This window comes from Nonomuraea sp. NPDC005650, from assembly GCF_040605375.1.
Lineage (GTDB): Bacteria > Actinomycetota > Actinomycetes > Streptosporangiales > Streptosporangiaceae > Nonomuraea.
The window spans coordinates 160,137-181,811 of the sequence record NZ_JBEXCR010000024.1; the positions used below are offsets into that span (position 1 = coordinate 160,137).

Sequence of the window (21,675 nt, forward strand, 5' to 3'; positions counted from 1 at the left end):
GAGGGTCTCATGCGCGTGCCCGCACTCCTGCTCATCATGCTCACCGCCGCCTGCGCGGGCCCGCCCGCCCCGCTCCAGCAGGCCATGGGGCCCAGCGAGGGGCCCGCGGGCGGGGCGATCAGGCTGGCGGGCGAGGGGGAGTTCACCGCCTCCGACACCTCGGCCATCGCCTACGACCGCAAGCTGGTCCCGAAGGGGGCCCAGGGCAGCGCCCACGTCGAGTCGTCCGACGGCAAGACCCGCACGACCCTCGTCGTCGAGGGCCTGCTCCCCAACCGCCACTACGGCGCCCACCTCCACGTCAAGCCCTGCGGCAAGAAGCCCGACGAGTCGGGGCCGCACTACCAGCACACGGCCGGCGAGGTCAGCGCGGCCAGCGAGGTCTGGCTCGACTTCACCACCGACGGAGAGGGCGCGGGCCGCTCGACCGCCCGCAACGACTGGGTGCTCGACCCGGCCACGCTGCCCGGCGCGCTCGTCATCCACGCCAAGGCCACCAAGACCTCGGGCCTGGAGGTGGGCACGGCGGGGGATCGCGTGGCCTGCCTGACCCTTAAAAAGGTGTCGTAATCCTCCGACCACGGGCATAATTACACAATTACATAGCGGAAGGTGTAGTTGTGACCCAGTGGCAGCCACCCAGATTACGGCTGTTCGAAGACGCGCATCGCAGGGCCACCTGGCTGGAGCTCCTGTACGACCTCGTCTTCGTCGTGGCCGTCGCCGAACTGGCCGACGTGCTTCCGGTGAGCCTGCCGGCATTCGTGGGCCTGTTCGTACCGATCTGGTGGGCCTGGCTGGGCTACGTCTTCTACGCCAACAGGTTCGACACCGACGACGTCAGCCACCGGTTGCTCGCGCTGCCGCAGATCCTGGCCGTGGCGATCATGGCGGCCAGCGTGAGCGACATCGAACAGCGCTCTGGACTTTTCGCCATCGCGTACGTGGTGGTCAGAGTGCTGCTCATCGTGGCCTATGTCCGCGCCGGTCGCCATGTGCCCGAGGCCAAGCCCCTGACGACCCGCTATGCCATCGGGTTCACGGTGGCGGCGCTCATCTGGCTGGCCTCGCTCGCCGTCGAGCCGCCCCAGCGCTACGCGTTCTGGGCCGTCGCCATCGCGATCGACCTCGTCACGCCCCTGCTGGCCAGGCAGTACCAGGGCAAGCTGCCGCCGCAGACCGAGCACCTGCCGGAGCGCTTCGGCCTGTTCGTGGTGATCGTCCTGGGCGAGGTCGTGGCGGCGGTCGTCCTCGGGCTGAAGGGCCACGACGTGACGCCGGGCACGCTGCTGATCGCCCTGGCCGGGGTGGCGATCGCGATGGGCTTCTGGTGGCTGTACTTCGGCCACACCGACGAGTCCGTCGTCCTGCGGACCCGGCTGGCCGGGCAGGTGTGGGTCTACTCCCATCTGCCGCTCTCGCTGGGCCTGGTGGCGTTCGGGATCGGGATCGAACACGCGATCATGGAGCCGTCCTCGTCGAGCTGGTCCTTCGGGCTGCCCGCCGCCGTGGTGCTCGCCGTGCTCGGCCTGCAACACCTGTGCTCGTCCGACCGGCGGGCGGGCGCCATCCGCCTCGGCGCGGCGGTGCTCACGCTCGCCACCTCGGCGCTTCCCGTGGCCGCCGCGCTGCCGCTGATCCTCCTGTACGCGGCCGCGCAGGTGGCGTACGACCTGTTCCGCCCGCAGCCGGAAGGTGCCGCATGACCGCCGAGGACCTGTTCGACCGCCAGCTCGCCGCCATCGCCGACCGCGACCTGGAGGCCCTGCTGGGCCAGTACCACGACGATGCCACGGTCGTCCGCTTCGACCGGGTCGCCCGGGGCTCCGCCGAGATCAGAGAGCTGTTCGCCGCGTATCTCTCGGCGGAGCCCAAGGTGGACGAGATCGTCTCGATGCGGACGACCGACGACGTGATCTTCTACAACGCGCTGATGACGGTCGCGGGCAACCGCGTCACCACGTACGGCACCCTGGTGATCAGGGACGGCAGGATCTGGCGCCAGACGGCGGCCGCCGCGCCGCTCACCTGATCGCGGCCGCCATCGGCTGCCACGGCGCGGCGTCGAAGATCAGCATGATCGTGCTGATCTTCCCGTCGTGCAGCCGGAAGTGCTCGGCCGTGCGCTGGATCCCGGCCGGGGTCGCCGTGTGCACGTCGTAGACCAGCGTCGCCTCCGTCTCCCCGTACAGCTCGCTGATCAGCTCCACCTCCGTCACCACCCGCAGGAAGCCTGCCAGCCCCGCCAGGTGCCCGGTCGGGTCGGCGGAGGCGATGAACGGGCTCCTGAACGAGAACGGCTCGCCGACCAGCGCCGCCGCCTCCTCGACCGCGCCCCGGAAGCGGGCGTCGTGATAGGCCCTGACGACCTCGCGCGCGCTCATCGGGCCTCCTGGGCGGTCAGGTGCTCGGCCAGCCGCTGCTGGTTGTCGGCCAGCCGCAGGCACAGGTGGCGCAGCGACGTCAGCTCCTCGGGCGAGAACCCCCGGAAGATCGCCGCCATCGCGAGCTGCGACGGCCTCCTGAACGCCTCGATCCAGGACAGCCCCTCGGGGGTGATCCTGGCCAGCACCGACCGCCGGTCGCGCGGGTCCTGGACCCGCCGCACGAGCCCGTCCTTTTCGAGGGTGTCGACGAGGCCGGTCACGTTCCTCGAACTCACCCCCGCCGACTGGGCCAGCTCACCGATGCTGACGCCGTCGTCGCCCGCGTCGCTCAGCCGCAACAGGAGGTCCATCGCTCCGGAGCTGAGCCCGCGGCCCTCGCTGCCGTGGGCGCGCATGCGCTCGATGGCCTGGAAGGCGGTGCGGACGGCGGCGGCGGCTTCGAAGGTGAGGGTGTCGTCGCCGGCGAGCCTGCTCATGGCGGCTCGGGCGCGGGGGTCGTAGAGCAAACCGGCTGAATCATGTTCCATCTTCATAATGAAGCAGCACTTTATTACGTACTTCCATAAATCGCCACCCAGGCCGGCCGGCGGGGGCGGATCAGCCTGTGGCGTCGGCGCCGGCCGTGGCTTCCACGTTCTTGCGCAGCGCCGTGGTGATCGGCTCGATGGGCGCCGACAGCTCCTCGACCCGGCGCCGATGCCGGCGCCACTCCCGGGCGGGCAGGACCGTCTTGAGCCGGGCCGCCGCGGCCAGGGCGGCCAGGACGCGGAGGTCCTGGCTCAGGCGGCTGACGGGCCGCCCGCCGTGGACCGCCCGCGACACCTGCTCGGCGAGCCTGCGCGAGAGGTACGGCTTGCGCGGCGTGACCCGCTCGACCGGGAACATCAGGATCCGACGGCGCTCCACCCGCACCAGCCGGGCGGCCTCCAGCTCGTCGCGGACCAGGCGGTACGCCTGCGAACGGTCCTTGCGGATCCAGCTCCGCCACGACCGGGGCGGCGAGCCGGAGATCTGCTCCCAGACCGCCGCCTGCAGGGGGCCGGGGGAGGCGGGGGCGGTGACCGCCCGCGCCTTGCCCGACTCGTCCGCCAGGCTGCCGCTCAGCATCAGCTCGGCGAGCGCCGCCGCGCGCAGGAGGTAGCCCAGCTCGCGGCGGCCGGCCGGCCTTTCCCGGCGGACGTCGAAGGCCAGCAGGAAGGCCGACCTCGGTGGGGAATCACCCTGCTGTGTCGTCGGCTGCGGTGCCATCCGTCGTCTCCCCTCCTTCCGGGGCTTCTTCCGTCTCCGGGGCCTTGCGCGGGCGCCCCCGTGGGCGCATCCGCCCCACTCCGTCGGGCAGGCGACCGGCCTCGGAAAGGACCTTGCGCAGCAGGAACTCGATCTGCGAGTTCGTGCTGCGGAGGTCGTCGGCGGCCCACTTCGCCAGCGCGTCGTGGACCGCCGGGTCGAGTCGCAGCAGGATCTTCTTCCGCTCCACGGTGATTACTGGTAGAGCGTGCCGGCATTGACCACCGGCTGGGTGTCGCGGTCGCCGACCAGCACCACCATGAGATTGCTGACCATGGCCGCCTTGCGCTCCTCGTCCAGCTCCACCACGTCGTGCTCGGCGAGCTTGGCCAGCGCCGTCTCGACCATGCCGACCGCCCCCTCGACGATCCGCTGCCTGGCCGCCACCACCGCGCCGGCCTGCTGGCGGCGGAGCATCGCGTGGGCGATCTCCGGCGCGTACGCCAGGTGGATGATGCGCGACTCGATGACCTTCACCCCGGCCGAGGACACCCTGGCGCCGATCTCCGCGGACAGCCGCTCGTTGATCTCGTCGGCGTTGTCCCGCAGCGACAGCCGCGGCTCACCGTGCGAGTCGTAGGGGTAGATGCCCGCGATGTGCCGCACGGCCGTCTCCGCCTGGATCGCGACGAACTCCAGGAAGTCATCCACCTCGAACATCGCCTGCGCCGTGTCCTGCACCTGCCAGACCACCACGGTCGCGATCTGGATCGGGTTGCCGTCGGCGTCGTTGACCTTGGTCACCTCGGTCTCGTGGTTTCGGATCCTGGTGGACACCCGCCGCCGCATGGTGAACGGGTTGACCCACTGGAAACCGGGCGTCCGCAGGGTGCCGACGTACCGGCCCAGCAACTGGACGACCCGGGCCTCGCCGGGCGCGACGGCGGTGAGCCCGCCGGTCAGCACCGACCCGACGACGATCATGAGGCTGGCCACCACGACCAGCCACGTGCCGCCCTGCCCGCCCCCGCGGGCGAGCGTGATGATCCCCAGGGCGAGTAATCCCGCCCCGGCCAGGATCAGCGCCGCCGCGACCCCCAGCAGCACGAATCCGTTGGCCGCCCGGACCGGGTGCTCGCTGGTGTGCGGCGCCGGCATGTCCACGACGGTCCCATGAAGCGATGTGTCGGTCATCGCCTATCCCCCTTGTCTGCCCGACTTTGTCTGCTATCAAAGTGATATCACTTTTTGGGCATGCGGGGAAGAGGTCACCACTGGTGGGGCGGTCAGCCGAAGACGGCGGGCGGCGGGACGGGGGCGAGGACCGGGTCGCCGTCCTTGATGGGGGCGGCGCCGGCGATGAAGTTCGTCAGCGCCTCGCCGTGCACGCATCTCGCCTGCGTCAGCCCGCCCGCCGCGCGCCGCGTCAGGACCTCCACCGGCAGGGCCGTGCGGGAGGCGGCCACGATCAGGTTGCCGAATCGGCGGCCCCGCATGATGCCCGGCTCCGCCAGCAGGGCCACGTGGCCGAACGTGCCGGTCACCGTGGCGAGCACGCGCCGGGCGAAGGCCAGGCCCTTGCCGTCGGCCATGTTGATCAGGAGGGTCCCGCCCGGGCGCAGGATCCTGGCGATGTCGCCCATGTACTCGGCCGTGGCCAGGTCGACGGGCATCGTCGCCCCCGTGAAGGCGTCCAGCACCACCAGGTCCGCCGACTCGTCCCAGACCTTGGCGGTGCCCTCGCGGCCCCCGGCCACGATGACCTTCAGACGGGGCACCGAGCGCAGGTCCAACTGCTCGCGTACGAGGTTGACGAGGAGGCCGTCGGGCTCGATGACGATGTGGCGGGAGCCGTGCCGCGTGGAGGCGATGTAGCGGGGGATGGTGCAGGCGCCGCCGCCCACGTGTACGCAGCTCAGCGGCCCGTCCGACAAAAGGTCGATCACATCCGCCATGAGTCGTACATACTCAAATTCCAGAAATGTCGGGTCTTGTAGATCAACGTACGACTGAGGTACGCCATCCTTGGACAGCACCCAGCCGTCCTGCCGGTCCAGGTCACGGAGAAGCTCGACTTCACCGAACGTCACCGGATACAGGCCGGGCATCGGTTCCCGCTGTCCTCGTGCCACGCTGATCCCCTCCTGGGAGAAACCGTATGCGACGACGAAGGCTGATTGTGCTCGTTATCGCACTTGTCGCGGTAGTTGGGGCGGGTGCATTCGCGGTTGTGGCGTCGAACCGGGTCAAGGGGAGCGCTGCCAAGACCGCCGAGGAGTACTTCGACGCCTGGCGCGAGGGTGACGTGTCACGGATGGCGCGCCTGGTCTACCAGCCGCCGGCCGACTTCGCCATCAGGCATCGCCGGCTGACGGAAGAGCTGCACGTCGAGTCCATCAAGCTGACCCCGGGCCGGTTGAGGAGCACGGGGGAGGGGGCCGCCGAGGTGCCGTTCGCGGGAGTGCGGCAGCTCGCCGACTTCGGGGCGTGGCCGTTCGACAGCACGTTGCGGCTCGGCGTGCGGGATCGGACCTGGAAGGTGCTGTGGGCCCCCGAGACGCTGCACCCCCTGCTCAAGGACGGCGGCACGCTGGAGGTGGACGAGATCGACGCGTCGGTGACCGAGCTGGTCACCGGCGAGGGCGAGCGGATCCCGAACGACAGCTACGCGGACGCCTATCTCAACCAGCTCAAACCCGAGTTCGGGTCGTCGTCCAACGGCTGGGAGCTGGTGTCGAAGCTGCCGGGGCAGCCCGCCAGGCAGCTGCTGGCCCGCCGGCCCGAGGCGAACGTCGAGCGCACCACGCTGTCGCGTCCCGTGCAGGCGGCGGCCGCCAGGGCGCTGGACGGGGTCGACGACTCGGCGATCGTCGTCATCCGGCCGAGCACCGGCGAGATCCTCGCGCTGGCCGACCGCCTCAAGAACAACTACAGCGCGGTCAAGGACGTCTTCCCCCCGGGGTCGGTGTTCAAGACGATCACGGCGGCGGCGCTGCTCGGGAGCGGGCTCGACCCGGCGGCGCAGGTCGAGTGCCCCGGCACGTACACCATCCCGTTCCACCGGCCCTTCAAGAACGACGGGGAGGTGGACCGCGGGCTCGTCAGCTTCGCCGACGCGTACGCCTACTCCTGCAACACCACGTTCGTCGAGCAGGCCACCACCCGGCTCACCGCGGACCAGTTGCGTGAGACGGCGGACGAGTGGGGGTTCGGCCGCCAGATAGCGACCGGCATCGGCGGCACCTGCGGCAACATGCAGGAGACCGACGACCCGGACATGTTCGGCCTCGACGCGATCGGCCAGGGCCAGGTCGTCGCGACGCCGTTGTGCATGGCCACGCTCGCCGCCGCCGTGCAGAGCGGCACCTGGCGCTCGCCCCGGCTGCTGTCCGACGCGCAGGTACGCCGGATCGACGGCATCCCGCACAAGGACGTGCCGATGGACGAGGGGGTCGCGGCCTCGCTCAGGACCATGATGGCCGCCGTGGTCGATCACGGCACGGCGAGCGACATGGGGCTGCCGGAGGGCGTGGCGGGCAAGACGGGGACGGCCGAGGTGGACGACGAGGGGGAGTCGCACGCGTGGTTCATCGGTTACCGGGATGACCTCGCCTTCTGCGTCTTCGTGCGGCACGGCGGCTCGGGCCGGCAGGCCGCCGTGCCGATCGCCGCCCGTTTCTTCAGTGGCCTCTGACCTGCGCAAGGGCCGTGTCGGGCGGGCCTGGCAGAGGACGTGCGCGTAACCTACGGTACCGTAGGTTTCATGACGACCATCACCGTCAAGCCCAGGCTGCGAGGCTGGTTGCACACCGGGGCGCTGCCCGTGACGCTGGTCGCGGGGTTCGTGCTCGTGGCGCTCGGCCCGACTCTGCAGGCGCGGGTGGCCTCCGCCGTCTACGCCATCACGTCCGGATTGTTGTTCGGGATCTCGGCGACCTATCACCGGGGCACGCTGGGGCCGCGGCTGGCGGAGCTCCTGCGCCGGTTCGACCATGCCAACATCTATTTGATCATCGCCGGCACCTACACGCCTTTCGCCCTGCTCGCGCTGGACGGGGTGGCCAGGATCGCGGTGCTCTCCGTGATCTGGGGCGGCGCGCTGGCCGGGGTGCTGTTCCGGGTGTTCTGGATGAGCGCGCCGCGCTGGCTCTACACCGTCCTCTATCTGGCGCTGGGCTGGACCGCGATCTTCGTGATGCCGCAGTTGCTGGAGGGCGCGGGCGTGGCCGCCGTCGTGCTGGTGGCCGTCGGCGGCGTCTTCTACTCGGCCGGCGCCGTCGTGTACGGCCTGCGCCGCCCGGACCCGTCGCCCCGCTGGTTCGGCTTCCACGAGGTCTTCCACGCCTTCACGCTGGCCGCGTACCTGGTCCAGTACATCGCGGTGTCGATTGTGGTTTATTCGCACGTGTGATGAACCTTGGGGCTGAGCAGTACATCTCGGTGACCACGTACCGGAAGGACGGCAGCGCCGTCGCGACCCCGGTGTGGGCCGTCCAGGACGGTGACGCGGTGGTCTTCTGGACCGTCGCCGACTCCGGCAAGATCAAGCGGATCAGGAACAATCCCGAGGTCAGCGTGGCCGGATGCGACGTGAGGGGCAACCTGACGACCGAGCCCGTCAGGGGCCGGGCCGTGGTGCTGGACGCGGCGGAGAGCGAGCGGGTGCGCGGGCTGCTGCGGCGCAAGTACGGCCTCATGGGGCGGATCGTGCTGCTCGGCAGCAGGCTCCGCAGGGGGAGCACCGGTACGGTCGGGGTGCGGGTCACCGACATTTGACCCCGCGCTGGTCTGATTTCGGGCATTACCTGGAAATCAGACCAATATGGGAGATATCACACGGTCGTGGTGGCTTCTACTCATACGCGGCCTCGCATCGCTGATCTTCGGCATTCTGGCGCTGATCTGGCCGGCGATCACGTTGCTCGTGCTCGTGATCTTCTTTGGCGCGTACGCGCTGGTCGGCGGCGTGGCTGAGCTGTTCGCCGGGTTCCGGCACGAGGCCGAGCCGCGAGCCTGGCTGATTTTCTCGGGAATTATCGGGATATTGGCCGGTATCGCGGCATTTGTCTGGCCGGGCATCACGTCGCTGGCCCTGCTCTACGTCGTGGCCTTCTGGGCCATCTTCGCCGGCGTTTCGGAGATCCTCGCCGGCATCAAACTCCGCAAGGTCATCGACAACGAATGGATGCTCATCATCGGCGGCGTCCTGTCGCTGATCTTCGGCATCCTCCTGCTCATCTGGCCGGGTGCGGGTCTGCTCAGCCTCGTCTGGCTGGTCGGAATCTTCGCGATCCTGCACGGCATCGCCATGATCGCTCTGTCGTTCCGCGTGAAGAACTTCACTCACGGGGTAGGTATGCCGTAAATTTTGCGTAGATGCCCGTGTTCCTCAAGAGGAACATCCGGTCAGACCGACGCACGTGGAGTCGCCATGGACGTACACGCCCGCCTCGCCCGCCACCTGCTCGTCGACGGATACCGCCTCGTGCTCGATCTCGAGCTCAGCCGCGGCTCCTGGCTCGTCGATGCCCGAAACGGCCGCCGATACCTCGACTTCTACACGTTCTTCGCCTCCGCCCCGCTCGGGGTGAACCCGCCCTTCGACTCCGACTTCTCCCTCCTGCTCGGCCAGGTGGCCCGGAACAAGCCGGCGAACCCCGACATCTACACCGAGCACCTGGCGGACTTCGTCGACACCTTCGTCCGCGTGCTGGGCGACCCCGAGCTGCCGCACCTGTTCTTCGTCGAGGGCGGCGCGCTGGCCGTCGAGAACGCGCTCAAGACCGCCTTCGACTGGAAGAGCCGCCGCAACGAGGCCGCCGGACGGTCGCGTGACCTGGGCACCAAGGTCCTGCACCTGACCAAGGCCTTCCACGGCCGCAGCGGCTACACCATGAGCCTCACCAACACCGAGCCGGGCAAGACCGACCGCTTCCCCAAGTTCGACTGGCCGCGGATCGACGTGCCCGCCATCCACTTCGGCGACGTGGAGGCGGCCGAGGCGCGCGCGCTGGCCCAGGCCCGCGAGGCGTTCGAGCGGAATCCGCATGACATCGCCTGCTTCATCGCGGAGCCCATCCAGGGCGAGGGCGGCGACAACCACATGCGGCCCGAGTTCCTGCAGGCCATGCAGCACCTGTGCCACGAGTACGACGCCCTGTTCATCCTCGACGAGGTTCAGACGGGCGGCGGGACGACCGGGACGCCGTGGGCGTACCAGCAGCTGGGTCTTGCGCCGGATGTGGTGGCCTTCGCGAAGAAGGTGCAGGTGGGCGGGATCATGGCGGGCCGCCGGGTCGACCTGGTGCCGGACAACGTGTTCCAGCAGAGCGGGCGGATCAACTCGACCTGGGGCGGCGGCCTGGTGGACATGGTGCGCAGCCGGGGCATCCTGGAGATCGTCGAGCGCGACGGCCTGATCGCCCGCGCCGGCACCCTCGGAGACATGCTGATCGAGCGCCTCACCAAGCTGGAGGCCGAGCGCCCCGAGTCGATCTCGAACGTCCGCGGCCGGGGCCTGATGTGCGCGTTCGACCTGCCCGAGCAGGCCGCGCGCGACGCGCTGGTGACCCGCCTCAGGGAGGAGCACGGGGTGCTGGTGCTGCCCTGCGGCCCGCGTTCGATCCGCCTGCGGCCCGCGCTGAACATCCCGGAGGCCGACGTCGACCACGGCCTCCGGGCCCTGTCCGAGGCTCTTGCCGCGCCTATTACTGGGCCTATTACTGGGCCTCTTACTGGGTGACGCTGGTGGCCGAGCGGCGCGGCCCGAAATAGCGCCAGAAGAAGTTCAGGAGCACCGTCATGCGGTTGCGCCCGCCCAGCAGGTACGCCACGTGCACGAAGATCCACGCCAGCCAGGCGGGCAGCCCGTACGCGATCAACCCGTTGGACAGCTGCAACACGGCCTCCGCCTTGCCGACGGTGGCCATGATGCCCGGATCCTGATACTTGAACGCCGCCAGTGGCCGCCCCCGGTGGAGCGCCACGATCTGCCTGCCCACGTGCTCGCCCATCTGGATCGCCGGCTGGGCGAGCTGGGGGAGCGGGTGGGGCGGCCCCGCCAGGTCCCCCGCCACGAAGATCTCGGGGTGGTCCGGCACGTTCAGCGCCTCCGTGACCGTGATCCGGCCGCCCTTGCCCTGCGGCAGGCCCCAGTCGCCCGCCTGCTTGGGCGCGGTGACGCCGAGCGCCCACACGGTCACGTCGGACGGCAGCCGCGTGCCGTCGGTCAGCACCACGGCGTCCGGCTCGACGGAGGCCACCGTGGAGCCCAGCCGCAGGCGCACCCCTCTCTTGCGCAGCGCCGCGGCCGCCCTGTCGCGCAGCCGCGGCTTGTACGGCGCCAGCACGTAGTCGAACCGCTCCACCAGCGTCACGCTGGTCTGGTCCGGCGTGATCTCGGGATGCGTCAGCGGCAACGTGCGCCGCCGCAGCTCGGCCAGCGTGCCCGCGGTCTCGACCCCGGTCGCGCCCGCCCCGACCACCACGACGTGCACGCTCTTGCGCCGGCCCGCCGCGGTGTCCTCCAGGTAGTGCTGGAGCCGGCGGCGCAGCGCCGCCGCGTCGCCGAGCGAGTAGATGGGCAGCGCGTTCTCCTGCGAGCCCTCGATGCCGAGCCAGTTGGTGGTCACGCCGGTGCCCAGCACGAGGTAGTCGTAGTCCACCCCGGTGCCGTCGTCGAGCTCCACGCGCCGCTCGGCCGGGACGATCTTGCTCAGCGCGGCCCGGCGCGCCCGGACGTTGGGCCATCTGGCGGCGAACGTGCGGATGGGGTACGACACGTCCGCGCTGCTCATGCTGGCGGTGGCCACCTGGTAGAGGAGGGGCTGGAAAGTCGCGTACGGGTTGCGGTCGATGAGCGTCACCAGCGCTCCGGCCCTGGCCAGCTCCTTTGTGGCGGCCAGCCCGGCGAATCCCGCGCCCACCACCACGACTCGCGGTCTTTGCACCATGCCAAGGGGTCTGCCCCTGAACGTGCTCACGGAACCGGCGCACCCGTGGGCGGCCCGCCGGGTCGGGAGGCGGGCCGCTCGTGGTGGTTCACGGAGAGCGGGCTACTCCTGGCGGGACTGCCACAGGCCGATGGCGGTGACCCTGGAGTCCACCCCTAGCTTGGCGTAGATGCGATTGACGTGGTTCTTGACCGTCTTCTCGCTGAGGAACAGCCGTTGCGCGATCTGCCCGTTGGACTGACCGGTGGCGATCAGATCCATGACCTCGGCTTCACGCTTGCTCAGGGACGTGAACACGCTATCGAACGCTGCGTCGTCGACTCTCATCCGGCCTCCGGGGGGCGCGCAGACGGTCAGATCGCCGATGGCCCCCGTGCTTCCGGCGTTAGCGGTAGACAGCGAGCATAACTCGCATTGTCATGATTTGGGGGCGTTGTTGGGAGAAAACGACAACGGCCGGTCCTTCAGGACCGGCCGTGCGCTTGGGGTGAGTGAAGGGACTTGAACCCTCGACATCCAGGACCACAACCTGGCGCTCTGCCAACTGAGCTACACCCACCATGAGCCACCGCTGTGTGGTGGCACAGGAAAAGTGTAGCGGGGTTCGGGAGTCTTTACGCCACTCCTTTAGCCGCTGACCCGCTCTGCCAGGGATCTCGCGGTCGCGGAGTCGGGCCCGGGCTGGGCGACGAAGATCGCCGCGCGGTAGTAGCGAAGCTCCCTGATGCTCTCCGTGATGTCGGCCAGAGCCCGGTGCCCGCCCTGCTTTTCGGGCGCCGCGAAGTAGACGCGAGGATACCAGCGGCGCACCAGCTCCTTGATCGACGAGACGTCGATCATCCGGTAATGCAGGTAGCCGTCGACCCCGGGCATGTCGCGCGAGATGAACGTGCGGTCGGTGCCGATCGAGTTGCCGCACAGCGGCGCCTTCTTCGGCTCGGGGATATGCCGGCGGATGTAGTCGAGCACGACCGACTCGGCCTCCGCCAGCGTCACGCCGCCCGCCAGTTCGGGCAGGAGCCCCGAGGAGGTGTGCATCTCGCGTACGACCTGCGACATCTGCTCCAGCGACTCGGGCGGCGGCTTGATGACCACGTCGACACCCTCGTCCAGCTGATTGAGCTCGCTGTCGGTGATGACGCACGCCACCTCGACCAGCGCGTCGCGCCCCAGGTCGAGCCCGGTCATCTCGCAGTCGATCCAGACCAGCAAGTCACTCATTCGATCTCCTCGCCCAGCGGCTCGGAGCAATCCGCCCGCTTGTATATCCTCACCAGCCTAGTGCCACCGATTAGGCGGGCTTGAGCGAGCTGAGAACCTTGGCCAGGACGTCGGTGCCCAGATTGTCGGGAACGGAGGCGTACACGATGGCCGGCCGCTGCCCGTCGCCGCGGTCCATGAGCACGATCGCGCCGTTCTCCTTCTTCCACTTGTAGCCCTTCTCCTCCGAGACCTTGGAGAAGTCGAGCTGGAACTGCAGCACCCAGGCGTCCTTGTCGCCGATCTTCATCGCCTTGTCCTCCACCACCTTGGTCTCGTGGGCGAGCTGGTAGAACTTGGTGGAGAAGTCGACGAAGACCGCCTTGGCCGTGTCGCCCATGCCGGAGACGCCGGAATAGGGGTAGAGCTCGTTGAGTTGCCCGCTGTAGATGTTGCCGATCCAGTCGCCCTCGCCGTCGTACTTCGCCTGCGAGACGGCCTGCACCCCGCCCGACCACAGCTGCTGGGTCGGGTTCGGGTTGGGGCCGTTGACCTGGGCGGCCTCGGGCACCGTCCAGCTGTCGGGCACCTCGAAGGAGACGCCGGCCTGCGGGTCGGCGACGCGGCCGCCGACCGGCTGGGGCAGCTCGGCGACGCCCTGGGAGGGCTGCGGATCGCTCGACGGAGGCTCCTGGCTGGGCGGGTCCTCCTGCTCGAACGTGTCGGCCGGCGTCGGGCGCGAGGCCGTCGGCGAGGAGTTGGTGTTGATGAAGACGATGCCGGCCACCACGATCAGCGCGACCACCACCAGCGCCGCCAGGCCCCCGAACACCCAGGGCAGCGGGTTGGACTGCTTCGGCGGCGGGCCGTAGGTCACTCCCGGCAGGGGCGGGCCGCCCCACTGGGTGGGCGCCGTGGGCTGGCCGTAGGTCTGCTGCCCGTAGGTCGGCTGGCCGAACTGGAGCGTGGGGTTCGCGGGCGTCGCCGACCAGTCGGGGCTCGACGGGGGCTGCGACTGCGGCTGGGGCTGGGGCTGGGACTGAGGTTGCGGCTGCGGCTGCGGCCCGGAGGGCTGCTGCGGGGGCCGGCCGGGCCCGGGCTGCTGCGCGTGGAGGGCGTCGGTCCACTGGGTGCCGTCCCACCAGCGGAGCTGGGGCTCTCCGTACGGGTCCGGGTACCAGCCCGCGGGGGTCTGCGTGGTCATGTTCGCCAGATTAGTAAGAACCTCCTTGATATGCATTGTCGCGAGGCCATCAGCACTTGTAGGTGAAGCTCGCCTTGTCGCTGCGCACCGGGCCGGGCGTCAGGATCCGGAGGGTGGCGGTGGCCTTGACGTTGCTCCTGCCCTGGAGCGTCCACCGGAGCGGCACCTCGTACGTCGTCTGGTCCGCCTTCGTGCGCAGCGTGCCCTTGACGACCTCCTTGTCCAGGTTCTTGCGCCACTCGTAGGTGATCTCGCCGGGCGCCCCGTTGGTGACCACCGTGCCCGTGATCAGGACGGCCTTGTTGCAGCCCTGGGTCTTCTTCGGCGCCACCACGTCGATCGACTTGACCGCCAGCTCCGGCGTGTTCCCCACGTAGAACCAGGCCAGGATCGCCCCGGCCATGATGACCGCGAACAGGGCCGAGGCGGTGATCGTGCGCCGGCGCCGCTTCCGGGACGCCTTGGCCAGCCTGACGCCGGGGCGGTGCTCGGTCGCGGCCTGGTCGCGCCCGGCCCGCCAGATCCGCTCGGCCGTCGTCTCCGGCCGCTGCTCCTGCGTGCGGACCCCCGGCCCGAACTGCACCGGCCCCGAGGACCTGCCCGGGACGTGCAGCAGCGTGACGATGTCGCCCTCGTCCTTGGGCGGCAGGACGGGCGGCGGCGCGTACGCGCGCGCCTGGGCGAACGCCGACCTCCCGCGGGCGGCCTGCGCCAGCCCCTCCCTGCCGGCGGCCTGTCCGGCCAGCATGTCGCGGGCGGCGGCCAGGCCCAGGGTCCCGGCCGTGACCGCGGCGCGCTCGAACAGCTCGGCGACCTCCTGCCGGCCCGGCCCGAGCTGGGCGGCCAGCCCGCGCGCCAGCGACGCCCACCCGGACGCGTCCCGCTCGCGCGGGGCCACCCGGCCGCGGATGGCGTCGGACAGCCCGCGTTCGGACAGCAGCGCGGCGCCCTCCGCCGTGACCACCACCGTGCCCGGGTGCACGGACCCGTGCGTGACCCCGGCCGCGTGCAGGGCGATGAGCGTCTGGGCGGTCTCCACCAGCACGGACGCCGCGCCCGGCGGGTCGATCGGCCCGACGGCGAGCAGATCGGACAGCGTGGGGCTGACCGCCTGCGCGGTCAGCAGCCACACCTGGTCGCCCGCCGCCACCACGTCGGCCACCGGGATCAGCCCGGTGAGCCCGCCCAGCACCAGCCGCTGGTCGGTCATGACCGCGTGCACCACCCGGTCGCGCACGCCGGGCAGCGCGATGATCTTCGGGTCGAACAGCAGCGCCCCCGCCCTGCGGCCATCGGGTGAGATCGCGTCGATCCAGTTGCCGAGTTCGGTCATCCAGGTGTGCTCAGTGAGCCGGAAACCGGCGATTCCAGGTGCAGAGTTGTTCATCGCCGTTCCCCCCGGCGCGTCTCAGCGCTTCCTTCTGTGACGTCCCGCCATACGGCGTTTCACCGCAAGTGTGACCGGAACCGCGCCGGACGTCACCAGGCCGAAGCCGATCAGCGCGGCGGCCTGCGCGTCACTCGAGCGATCGACCCTGGGTTGCTCGGGCGACGGCTCCTCGCCTCCGCTGCCCCCGCCCTCTCCGCCGTCCCCGGGCGGCGGGCTGGGCGTCCGCGTGGGCCGGGTCGGCGGGGTCGTGGTGGCGGGCGGCGTCGGGGTGGGCGCGGCCGAGGTGGGCGGGGTGTTGCCCTCCGGGTCGTGGGGCGTGCCGGTGATCTGGGGCTGCTCCGGGGAGGGGGTCGGAGTCTGCTTCTTGGGCTTGGCGGGCGTCTTGACGTGGGTGGGGGCGGGCTTGGGCGTGGGCTTGCGCGTCGGCCGCCGCGTGGGGCGCGTGGAGGCGGTCGGCTGCACGGGCGGCGGCGCGGCGCTCTCCGTCGGCGTCGCCTCCGGGGTGGTGGGTTCGGCCGAAGGGGTGGGCGTCGGCTCCTCCGTCTCCTCTGTTTCCTCGGGCTCCGGCGTGGCGGGTACGGCCGTGGTCGGGGAGACCGTGCTGGTCTGCGCCCGCAGCGCCGGCTCCTCGGCCGAGGCGTTGGCGATGACCACGGCCACGGCGACCAGCACGCCGACGGCGGTCGCGCCGATGGCGATCTTCGCGGGCAGCTTGCCGAGGACGCCGGACCGGTCGCCGAACCGAGTCTCGGCCAGCGAGGTCTGCGTCTGGGCCGGCTCGTCGAGCGCGGTCGGGAAGAGCACGACCAGCAGGCCGGCGAGCGCGGCCAGGCGGCGGCGTCCGCGCTCCTCCCAGTCGGGCCCGTACCCCTCGGCCGCGACCGCCTCCAGCTCGATCAGGAACGCGTCCGCGGACATGGGCCGGTGGGCCGGGTCCTTGGCCAGGCCGCGCTCGACGAGGCTGCGCAGTTGCGCGGGCACCTCCTCCACCGGGGGCGGGGAGCTCTGGTGCTGGCGGGCCAGGGCCGCGATGTTAGGGGCGCGGAAGGGCCGGGTGCCGGTCAGGCACTCGAAGAACACGACGGTGGCCGCGTACACGTCGGTCGCGGGCCCGGGAGGGCTGCCCGACCACTGCTCGGGCGCCATGTACGGCGGCGTGCCCGCGGCGCTCGCGCCCTCGCCCGCCCGCACCGCGATGCCGAAGTCGACGAGCTTGCTGGTGCCGTCGCCCTGGACCATGACATTCTCGGGCTTGAAGTCGCGGTGGACGACGCCGATCGCGTGGGCCGAGGCGAGACCTTGGAGCGATCCTTTCAGGACGGTCAGCGCCGCCTCGGGGCCGGTGGGGCCCTCGGATCTGAGGATCTCGCGCAGCGACACCCCGTTGATCAGCTCCATGACGATCGCCGCGCCCCGGCCGGACTCGACGTAGTCGATCAACCTGGCGTGGAACTGGCTCTGGAGCGTGCCCAGCAGCCGGGCCTCGTGCCGGAAGCGGGCGACGAACCCCACGTCGGACTTCAGCTCGTCGTTGAGGTACTTGATCGCCACCTCGGCGCCGTCGTAATCACGCCTTGCCAGGACCACCCGGCCGGCCGCGCCCGAGCCCAGCTCTCGGACCTCGGTGTAGCCGGGGACCCCCCACTGCCCTTCACCGTGCATAACGGTCTCCTCTGGAGTCTGCCGGGCCCCCACCCTCATCAACCGGCCGTAGCTTAACCAGAGGGAACCGCTTTCCCGCTACCGATATCCCTATTAGTCACCAATGTCACCCGATGTTGTCGTCTGTGCCGGGACTGGGGGTCTTGCTGGGTTCCTCCTCCTTGGGCGGCTCCTCTTCCCTCGGGCACTGCTCCGTGGCGCCGCTCGCGCTGTCGCTCCCGTTGCCCGCCGCCGGGTCGGTGGAGGCCGTCACGGACCACTTCGTGCCGCAGGGAAGCTTCAGGGCCCGGCTCAGGGTCCTGGTGTACGACGTGGCGCCGGACAGGGTGACCGACTCCGTGCCCCCGCCCTCGCCGGCCGAGAACGACACGACGAGGCGTACCGGCTGGGTGCTCGACGTGGTCACCGAGACGGTCGCGACGAGCCCGCCCTCGCTCGGGCCGGCCCTGACGATCGAGACCCGCTCCACCTGCGGCGGGCAGGGCACCGAGGCCCGCGCGGTGGCGGTCCTGTCACCGGCGCGCACCCGCACTGACAGCGTCGCGCCGCACGGGCGGGACCTGAAGGCGTGGGTGAACGAGCGCGCGTAGGAGGTCCGGCCGGACAGCGTCGCGGAACGGGTGCCGACCGGATCGCCGTTGACCGCGAACTGGGCCTCGACGGGGATCTCCCCGGTGCCGCTCGCGGTCACCCGCACCGCCGCCTGGGCGGTGCGGCCCGGCGCCGCGGGCAGGTCCAGCGAGACGCGCAGGCCGGTCACCCTCGTCGGGCAGGGCGGCACGGACAGCGAGGCCGACCTGGCGCCTCCGGGGGCCGCCGGGGAGGTGGCGACGGTCAGCGTCACCGTGCTGCCGCAGGGGCGCTCGCCGATGGACCAGGCGAGCGTGCGGGTGTAGGACCTGGCGCCGGCCAGGCGCAGGCGCTGGGTGCGGCCGCCCGTGCCGGGGGCCGTCCAGGTCGCGGTGGCGGTGACGGCGGCGGTGCCGCTGGTGCGCACGGTGACCGTGGCCTCGGCGTCGCCGTCCTCGTCGACCGTGAGGCCGCCCACGTTCACGCCGAGCACGTTGGTCACGGGATCGGGGGTGGGGGTGGGCGTAGGAGTCGGGGTCGGCTTGGGGGTCGGGGTGGGGGTCGGCGTCGGCGTCGGCTTGGGAGTGGGCGTCGGCGTGGCCTTCTTGGGGGGCTTGGGCGTCTTGACCGATTTGGTGACCGTTGGCGTGCTGACCGGGGTCTTCCTGGGGGTCTTGACGGGGGTGTTCACCGGGACGACCGCCTTGGGCGTGCTCGCGGGCGTCGCCTTCGGGGTGGCTTCGGGCGTGGTTTCCGGGGTGGTCTCCGGCGTCGCCTCGGGCGTGGTCGGCGGGTCGGCCACCGGCTCCGTCGTGAACTGCGACGGCGGGACGGCCGCCGCCGCGCCGAGTTCCTCCGTGGGCGGCGACTGGCGGTTGGCCAGCACGACCACCACCGCCACGGCGGTCGCCACGGCCACGGCGCCGGCCATGGCCATGCGTGCCACGTTCGAGCGCATGCCACGGAAGACCGTGCGGGCCAGCGAGGTGGTCACCTCGGGGACGGTCGCCTGGGGCGTGGGCAGCAGCAGCGCCAGCAGGGCCACGAGCGCGGCCAGGCGCCGCTTGCCGCGCTCCTCCCAGTCGTCGCCGTACGCCGCCCTGGCCGCGGCCTCCAGCTCCGCCACGAACGCGTGCGCGCTCGCCGGCCGCAGCGCCGGGTCCTTGGCCAGCCCGCGCCTGACCAGCTCGCGCACCGGCTCCGGCGCGTCGTGGAACGGTACAGGGGCGTGCACGTGCTGGTAGCCGAGCACGCTCGGCTCGGTGGACCGGTAGGGCCGGTGGCCCGTCAGGCACTCGAAGAAGACGGCCGTGGCCGCGTACACGTCGGTCGCGGGCGAGGCGGGCCGCCCCTCCCACAGCTCGGGCGCCATGTACGGCGGCGTGCCCTCCGGGTGCGCGAGCGTGCCCTGCCGCACCGCGATGCCGAAGTCGACGAGCTTGCTGACCCCGTCGTCCCTGACGATCACGTTCTCGGGCTTGTAGTCCCGGTGCACGAGCCCGAGGTCGTGCGCCCTGGCCAGCCCGAGCAGCGACCCCTTCAGCACCACCAGCGCCGCCTCGGGCTCGGTCGTGCCGTTCTCGCGCAACAGGGCCCGCAACGAGACGCCGTTGACCAGCTCCATCACGATGGCGGCGCCGCCATAGTCCTGGACGTACTCCCACATCGTCGCGATGTTCGGGTCGCGCAGCGTGATCAGCAGCCGCGCCTCCGCCTGGAACCTGGCCAGCGCGGCGGGATCTCGCAGCAACTCCTGGGACAGGTACTTGACGGCGACCTTGACGCCGGTCTCGTCGTGTACGGCCAGCGCCACTCGCCCGCTGGCGCCCGCCCCGAGTTGTCTGACTTCCGTATAGCCGGGAGCGCTCCACTCCATCGCCGTCTCCCATCAGGAGCAGGTGGTGCCTGCTTAATGGAACTACTCCCGATGGAGGATGTGAACAGGCGCGTCGATACCTTCTGGGAGCACCGGATCTGGCTCGGGTTCGCCCCAGGAGGTGACCAGGGGCAGCACCCCGGCCCAAACCGGCAGGTCGTAGTCCTCTTCCTCGTCCTTGGGCCCGCCACGCCTGATCTTGACCGACGCCTCCTCCAACGACAGGGCCAGCACGGCGGTGGCGGCGAGCTCCTTGCGGTTGGGCTGCCTGACGTAGTCCCACTGCCCGGGCGCGAGCTGCTCGGACAGGGCCCGCAGCCCCGCCATCCGCTCCTCCGGGTCCGTCACGAGCCTGGCGCGGCCGTAGACGACCGCCGAACGGTAGTTGACCGAGTGGTGGAAGACGGAGCGGGCCAGCACGATCCCGTCCACGTGCGTGACCGTGACGCACACCTCGCCCCCGCCGCCGGCGCGCAGCGAGGTGGCCCCCGTGGAGCCGTGCAGGTAGAGAGTGTCGCCGATGCGGCCGTAGCCGGTGGGGACGACCATGGGGTGTCCGTCCACGACCACGCCCAGATGGCAGACCAGCCCGGTGTCGAGCACCTCGTAGAGATCGTTCCTGTCGCTGCTGCCGCGCTCCTTCGCGCGGCCGAGCGTGGTACGGGAAGTGGTGGAGAGCATGATTCGACCGTAACCGCGAAGTGGACCTATCCTGTAGGGCCACTATCGAGCCCTTCGCGGAGACCACTTCCGTGCGTACCCATGTTGACCTGCCCGTATCCCTATCACGTGAGTCGGGCGCGCCGCTGACCGCGCAACTCGCCGGCTGGCTGCGGCGCGCCATGCTGGACGGCACGCTGGCGCCCGGCGAGCGGCTGCCGTCCACGCGTTCCCTGGCGGCCCAGCTCGCGGTGAGCAGGACCGTGGTCACGGAGGCGTACCAGCAGCTGTACGCCGAGGGCTGGCTGGACGGGCGGCACGGCTCCGGGACGTTCGTGGCCGACATGGAGGTCACCCGGCCGCCGCGCGAGGAGACGCCGTACGTGCCCGCGCCGCCGCCCGCCCCCGCCGAATGGATCGACCTCACGCCCGGCCGGCCCTGGGTGCGCGACTACGACCGGGCGGCGTGGAAGCGGGCCTGGCGCAGGGCCGCCGACCTGCCGCCGGGCGACGACCCCACCCCGTACGGCCTGCCACGGCTCAGAGAGCTGCTGGCCGACCACCTGAGGCGGGCCAGAGGCGTGGCCGTCGGCCCCGAGAACATCCTGGTCACCAGGGGCACCGGCAACGGGCTCGACCTGTGCGCGCTGGCCCTGCTCGGCGCCGGCACGCGGGCCGGCGTCGAGGACCCGGGCTACCACGCGGCGCGGACGATCTTCGAGGCCAGGGGCGCCGAGGTGGTGGCGTGCCCGGTGGACGAGGACGGCGTGGTCGTGGACGGGCTCCCCGGCGACCTCCGCGTGCTCTACACCACGCCCGCGCACCAGTACCCGCTGGGCGGGCGGCTGCCGATCCCGCGCCGGGAGCGGTTGCTGGCCTGGGCCAGGAGCACGGGCGCGACGATCGTGGAGGACGACTACGACGCGGAGTTCCGCTACGACGTCGCCCCGCTGCCCGCCCTCTACGGCCTCGACCCGTCGCGGGTCGTGCTCCTCGGCACGCTCTCCAAGACGCTCGCTCCCGACGTGGGCGTCGGCTGGCTGGTGGGCGCTCCCGAGCTGGTCGTCACCATCGCCGGCCTGCGGCGCAGCGTCGGCGACCGCACCAGCGGGCCCGTCCAGCAGGCCGTGGTCAACCTGCTGGAGCACGGGGACCTCGACCGGCACCTGCGCAGGATGCGCCTGGAGTACGCCCGCCGCCGCGCCGCGGTCGTCGAGCTCCTGGGGCCCGTCTGCCGCCTGCGCGGTGACACGGCGGGGCTGCACGTGGTGGCCGAGCTGCCCGCGCCGGTGGCGGCGGACGTGGTCGAGCGGGCCAGGCGGCGCGGTGTCCTGCTCGACTCCATCGACCGCCACCACCACGGGCGGGCGCGGGTGCACGGCCTGGTGATCGGCTACGGCTCCGCCTCGCTGGCCGACGTCCGCCGCGGCTGCCGCATCCTCGCCGACCTCATCTGCGCCGGCCCCGGAGTGCGGCGCGTCACGTCGGGTGCTCAGAACGGAATTGAGTAGCCGAGCCCTCGCACCCCGCAACGCCCCCACAGCATG

At 71.1% G+C, this 21,675-nt stretch carries 23 protein-coding genes and 1 tRNA gene; 9 read left to right on the forward strand and 15 right to left on the reverse strand.

The features are described from left to right. The first annotated feature begins 9 nt into the window (after positions 1–9). Genes ABZS69_RS37050 through ABZS69_RS37060 form a run of 3 tightly spaced genes read left to right on the forward strand, consistent with a single transcriptional unit; the run spans position 10 to position 2,032 of the window. Entirely contained in the window at positions 10–570 is a 561-nt protein-coding gene (locus tag ABZS69_RS37050) for a superoxide dismutase family protein (RefSeq protein WP_355380293.1), read from the forward strand. A 50-nt stretch (positions 571–620) separates the two neighbouring features. Continuing rightward, the gene (locus tag ABZS69_RS37055) at positions 621–1,706 is read left to right on the forward strand and encodes a low temperature requirement protein A (RefSeq protein WP_355380294.1); all 1,086 of its coding nucleotides are present in this window, start codon (positions 621–623) and stop codon (positions 1,704–1,706) included. Beyond that, positions 1,703–2,032 carry a nuclear transport factor 2 family protein gene (locus tag ABZS69_RS37060; protein ID WP_355380296.1) on the forward strand — a complete coding sequence of 110 codons (330 nt, stop codon included), beginning with the start codon at positions 1,703–1,705 and terminating at the stop codon, positions 2,030–2,032. The genes ABZS69_RS37055 and ABZS69_RS37060 overlap by 4 nt, the downstream gene beginning before the upstream one ends. On the opposite strand, the gene ABZS69_RS37065 is transcribed toward ABZS69_RS37060, so the two are convergent. The 6 genes from ABZS69_RS37065 to ABZS69_RS37090 form a co-directional block, all read right to left on the reverse strand. Continuing rightward, positions 2,025–2,384 (reverse strand): hypothetical protein, encoded by a 360-nt coding sequence (locus ABZS69_RS37065; RefSeq protein WP_355380298.1) that lies wholly within the window; start codon positions 2,382–2,384, stop codon positions 2,025–2,027. The two genes, ABZS69_RS37060 and ABZS69_RS37065, sit on opposite strands and share 8 nt — an antisense overlap. Continuing rightward, a complete protein-coding gene (locus tag ABZS69_RS37070) occupies positions 2,381–2,914 on the reverse strand; it encodes a MarR family transcriptional regulator (protein ID WP_355380300.1) in 534 nt (177 codons plus the stop codon). Before ABZS69_RS37070 ends, ABZS69_RS37065 begins: the two co-directional genes overlap by 4 nt. Before the next feature lie 70 nt (positions 2,915–2,984). After that, a complete protein-coding gene (locus tag ABZS69_RS37075; RefSeq protein ID WP_355380302.1) occupies positions 2,985–3,635 on the reverse strand; it encodes a GPP34 family phosphoprotein in 651 nt (216 codons plus the stop codon). Next, positions 3,604–3,870, reverse strand: coding sequence for a hypothetical protein (locus tag ABZS69_RS37080; RefSeq protein ID WP_355380384.1), 267 nt, complete (start codon positions 3,868–3,870; stop codon positions 3,604–3,606). Before ABZS69_RS37080 ends, ABZS69_RS37075 begins: the two co-directional genes overlap by 32 nt. Next, positions 3,870–4,808, reverse strand: a complete 939-nt coding sequence (locus ABZS69_RS37085) for an SPFH domain-containing protein (RefSeq protein ID WP_355380304.1) — start codon at positions 4,806–4,808, stop codon at positions 3,870–3,872. Before ABZS69_RS37085 ends, ABZS69_RS37080 begins: the two co-directional genes overlap by 1 nt. Positions 4,809–4,900: 92 nt before the next feature. Next, positions 4,901–5,722, reverse strand: coding sequence for a fused MFS/spermidine synthase (locus ABZS69_RS37090; RefSeq protein ID WP_355380386.1), 822 nt, complete (start codon positions 5,720–5,722; stop codon positions 4,901–4,903). A 122-nt stretch (positions 5,723–5,844) separates the two neighbouring features. On the opposite strand from ABZS69_RS37090, the gene ABZS69_RS37095 reads away from it, so the two are divergent. The 5 genes from ABZS69_RS37095 to lat all read left to right on the forward strand — a co-directional run bounded on the left by ABZS69_RS37095 (position 5,845) and on the right by lat (position 10,356). Then, complete coding sequence (locus ABZS69_RS37095; RefSeq protein ID WP_355380306.1) at positions 5,845–7,308, forward strand: penicillin-binding transpeptidase domain-containing protein; 1,464 nt, start codon at positions 5,845–5,847, stop codon at positions 7,306–7,308. Positions 7,309–7,377: 69 nt separating this feature from the next. Further along, positions 7,378–8,025 (forward strand): hemolysin III family protein, encoded by a 648-nt coding sequence (locus ABZS69_RS37100; protein ID WP_355380308.1) that lies wholly within the window; start codon positions 7,378–7,380, stop codon positions 8,023–8,025. Further along, positions 8,025–8,390, forward strand: coding sequence for a PPOX class F420-dependent oxidoreductase (locus ABZS69_RS37105; RefSeq protein WP_355380310.1), 366 nt, complete (start codon positions 8,025–8,027; stop codon positions 8,388–8,390). The genes ABZS69_RS37100 and ABZS69_RS37105 overlap by 1 nt, the downstream gene beginning before the upstream one ends. A gap of 46 nt (positions 8,391–8,436) precedes the next feature. Further along, positions 8,437–8,979 (forward strand): HdeD family acid-resistance protein, encoded by a 543-nt coding sequence (locus tag ABZS69_RS37110; RefSeq protein WP_355380312.1) that lies wholly within the window; start codon positions 8,437–8,439, stop codon positions 8,977–8,979. Between the two features lie 66 nt (positions 8,980–9,045). Next, a complete protein-coding gene (gene lat, locus ABZS69_RS37115; protein ID WP_355380314.1) occupies positions 9,046–10,356 on the forward strand; it encodes an L-lysine 6-transaminase in 1,311 nt (436 codons plus the stop codon). On the opposite strand, the gene ABZS69_RS37120 is transcribed toward lat, so the two are convergent. The 9 genes from ABZS69_RS37120 to ABZS69_RS37160 form a co-directional block, all read right to left on the reverse strand. Beyond that, complete coding sequence (locus ABZS69_RS37120; protein ID WP_355380316.1) at positions 10,346–11,566, reverse strand: NAD(P)/FAD-dependent oxidoreductase; 1,221 nt, start codon at positions 11,564–11,566, stop codon at positions 10,346–10,348. The genes lat and ABZS69_RS37120 overlap by 11 nt on opposite strands. Before the next feature lie 102 nt (positions 11,567–11,668). Continuing rightward, the gene (locus ABZS69_RS37125) at positions 11,669–11,863 is read right to left on the reverse strand and encodes a LuxR C-terminal-related transcriptional regulator (RefSeq protein WP_355380318.1); all 195 of its coding nucleotides are present in this window, start codon (positions 11,861–11,863) and stop codon (positions 11,669–11,671) included. Positions 11,864–12,049: 186 nt separating this feature from the next. Continuing rightward, a tRNA-His gene (locus tag ABZS69_RS37130) sits at positions 12,050–12,125 on the reverse strand. Positions 12,126–12,193: 68 nt separating this feature from the next. Further along, positions 12,194–12,787: an oligoribonuclease gene (gene orn, locus ABZS69_RS37135; RefSeq protein ID WP_355380321.1), complete on the reverse strand. Its 594-nt coding sequence runs from the start codon at positions 12,785–12,787 to the stop codon at positions 12,194–12,196. A 70-nt stretch (positions 12,788–12,857) separates the two neighbouring features. Next, positions 12,858–13,970 carry a DUF2510 domain-containing protein gene (locus ABZS69_RS37140; RefSeq protein ID WP_355380323.1) on the reverse strand — a complete coding sequence of 371 codons (1,113 nt, stop codon included), beginning with the start codon at positions 13,968–13,970 and terminating at the stop codon, positions 12,858–12,860. A gap of 49 nt (positions 13,971–14,019) precedes the next feature. Continuing rightward, a complete protein-coding gene (locus ABZS69_RS37145) occupies positions 14,020–15,357 on the reverse strand; it encodes a hypothetical protein (protein ID WP_355380325.1) in 1,338 nt (445 codons plus the stop codon). Positions 15,358–15,378: 21 nt separating this feature from the next. Then, complete coding sequence (locus ABZS69_RS37150; protein WP_355380327.1) at positions 15,379–17,022, reverse strand: protein kinase; 1,644 nt, start codon at positions 17,020–17,022, stop codon at positions 15,379–15,381. A gap of 106 nt (positions 17,023–17,128) precedes the next feature. Beyond that, a complete protein-coding gene (locus ABZS69_RS37155) occupies positions 17,129–19,468 on the reverse strand; it encodes a serine/threonine-protein kinase (RefSeq protein WP_355380329.1) in 2,340 nt (779 codons plus the stop codon). Between the two features lie 42 nt (positions 19,469–19,510). Then, positions 19,511–20,149: a pyridoxamine 5'-phosphate oxidase family protein gene (locus tag ABZS69_RS37160; RefSeq protein ID WP_355380332.1), complete on the reverse strand. Its 639-nt coding sequence runs from the start codon at positions 20,147–20,149 to the stop codon at positions 19,511–19,513. A gap of 71 nt (positions 20,150–20,220) precedes the next feature. Here ABZS69_RS37160 and ABZS69_RS37165 point away from each other — a divergent pair, with 71 nt between their 5' ends. Beyond that, entirely contained in the window at positions 20,221–21,639 is a 1,419-nt protein-coding gene (locus ABZS69_RS37165) for a PLP-dependent aminotransferase family protein (RefSeq protein WP_355380335.1), read from the forward strand. The last annotated feature ends 36 nt before the right edge of the window (positions 21,640–21,675 follow it).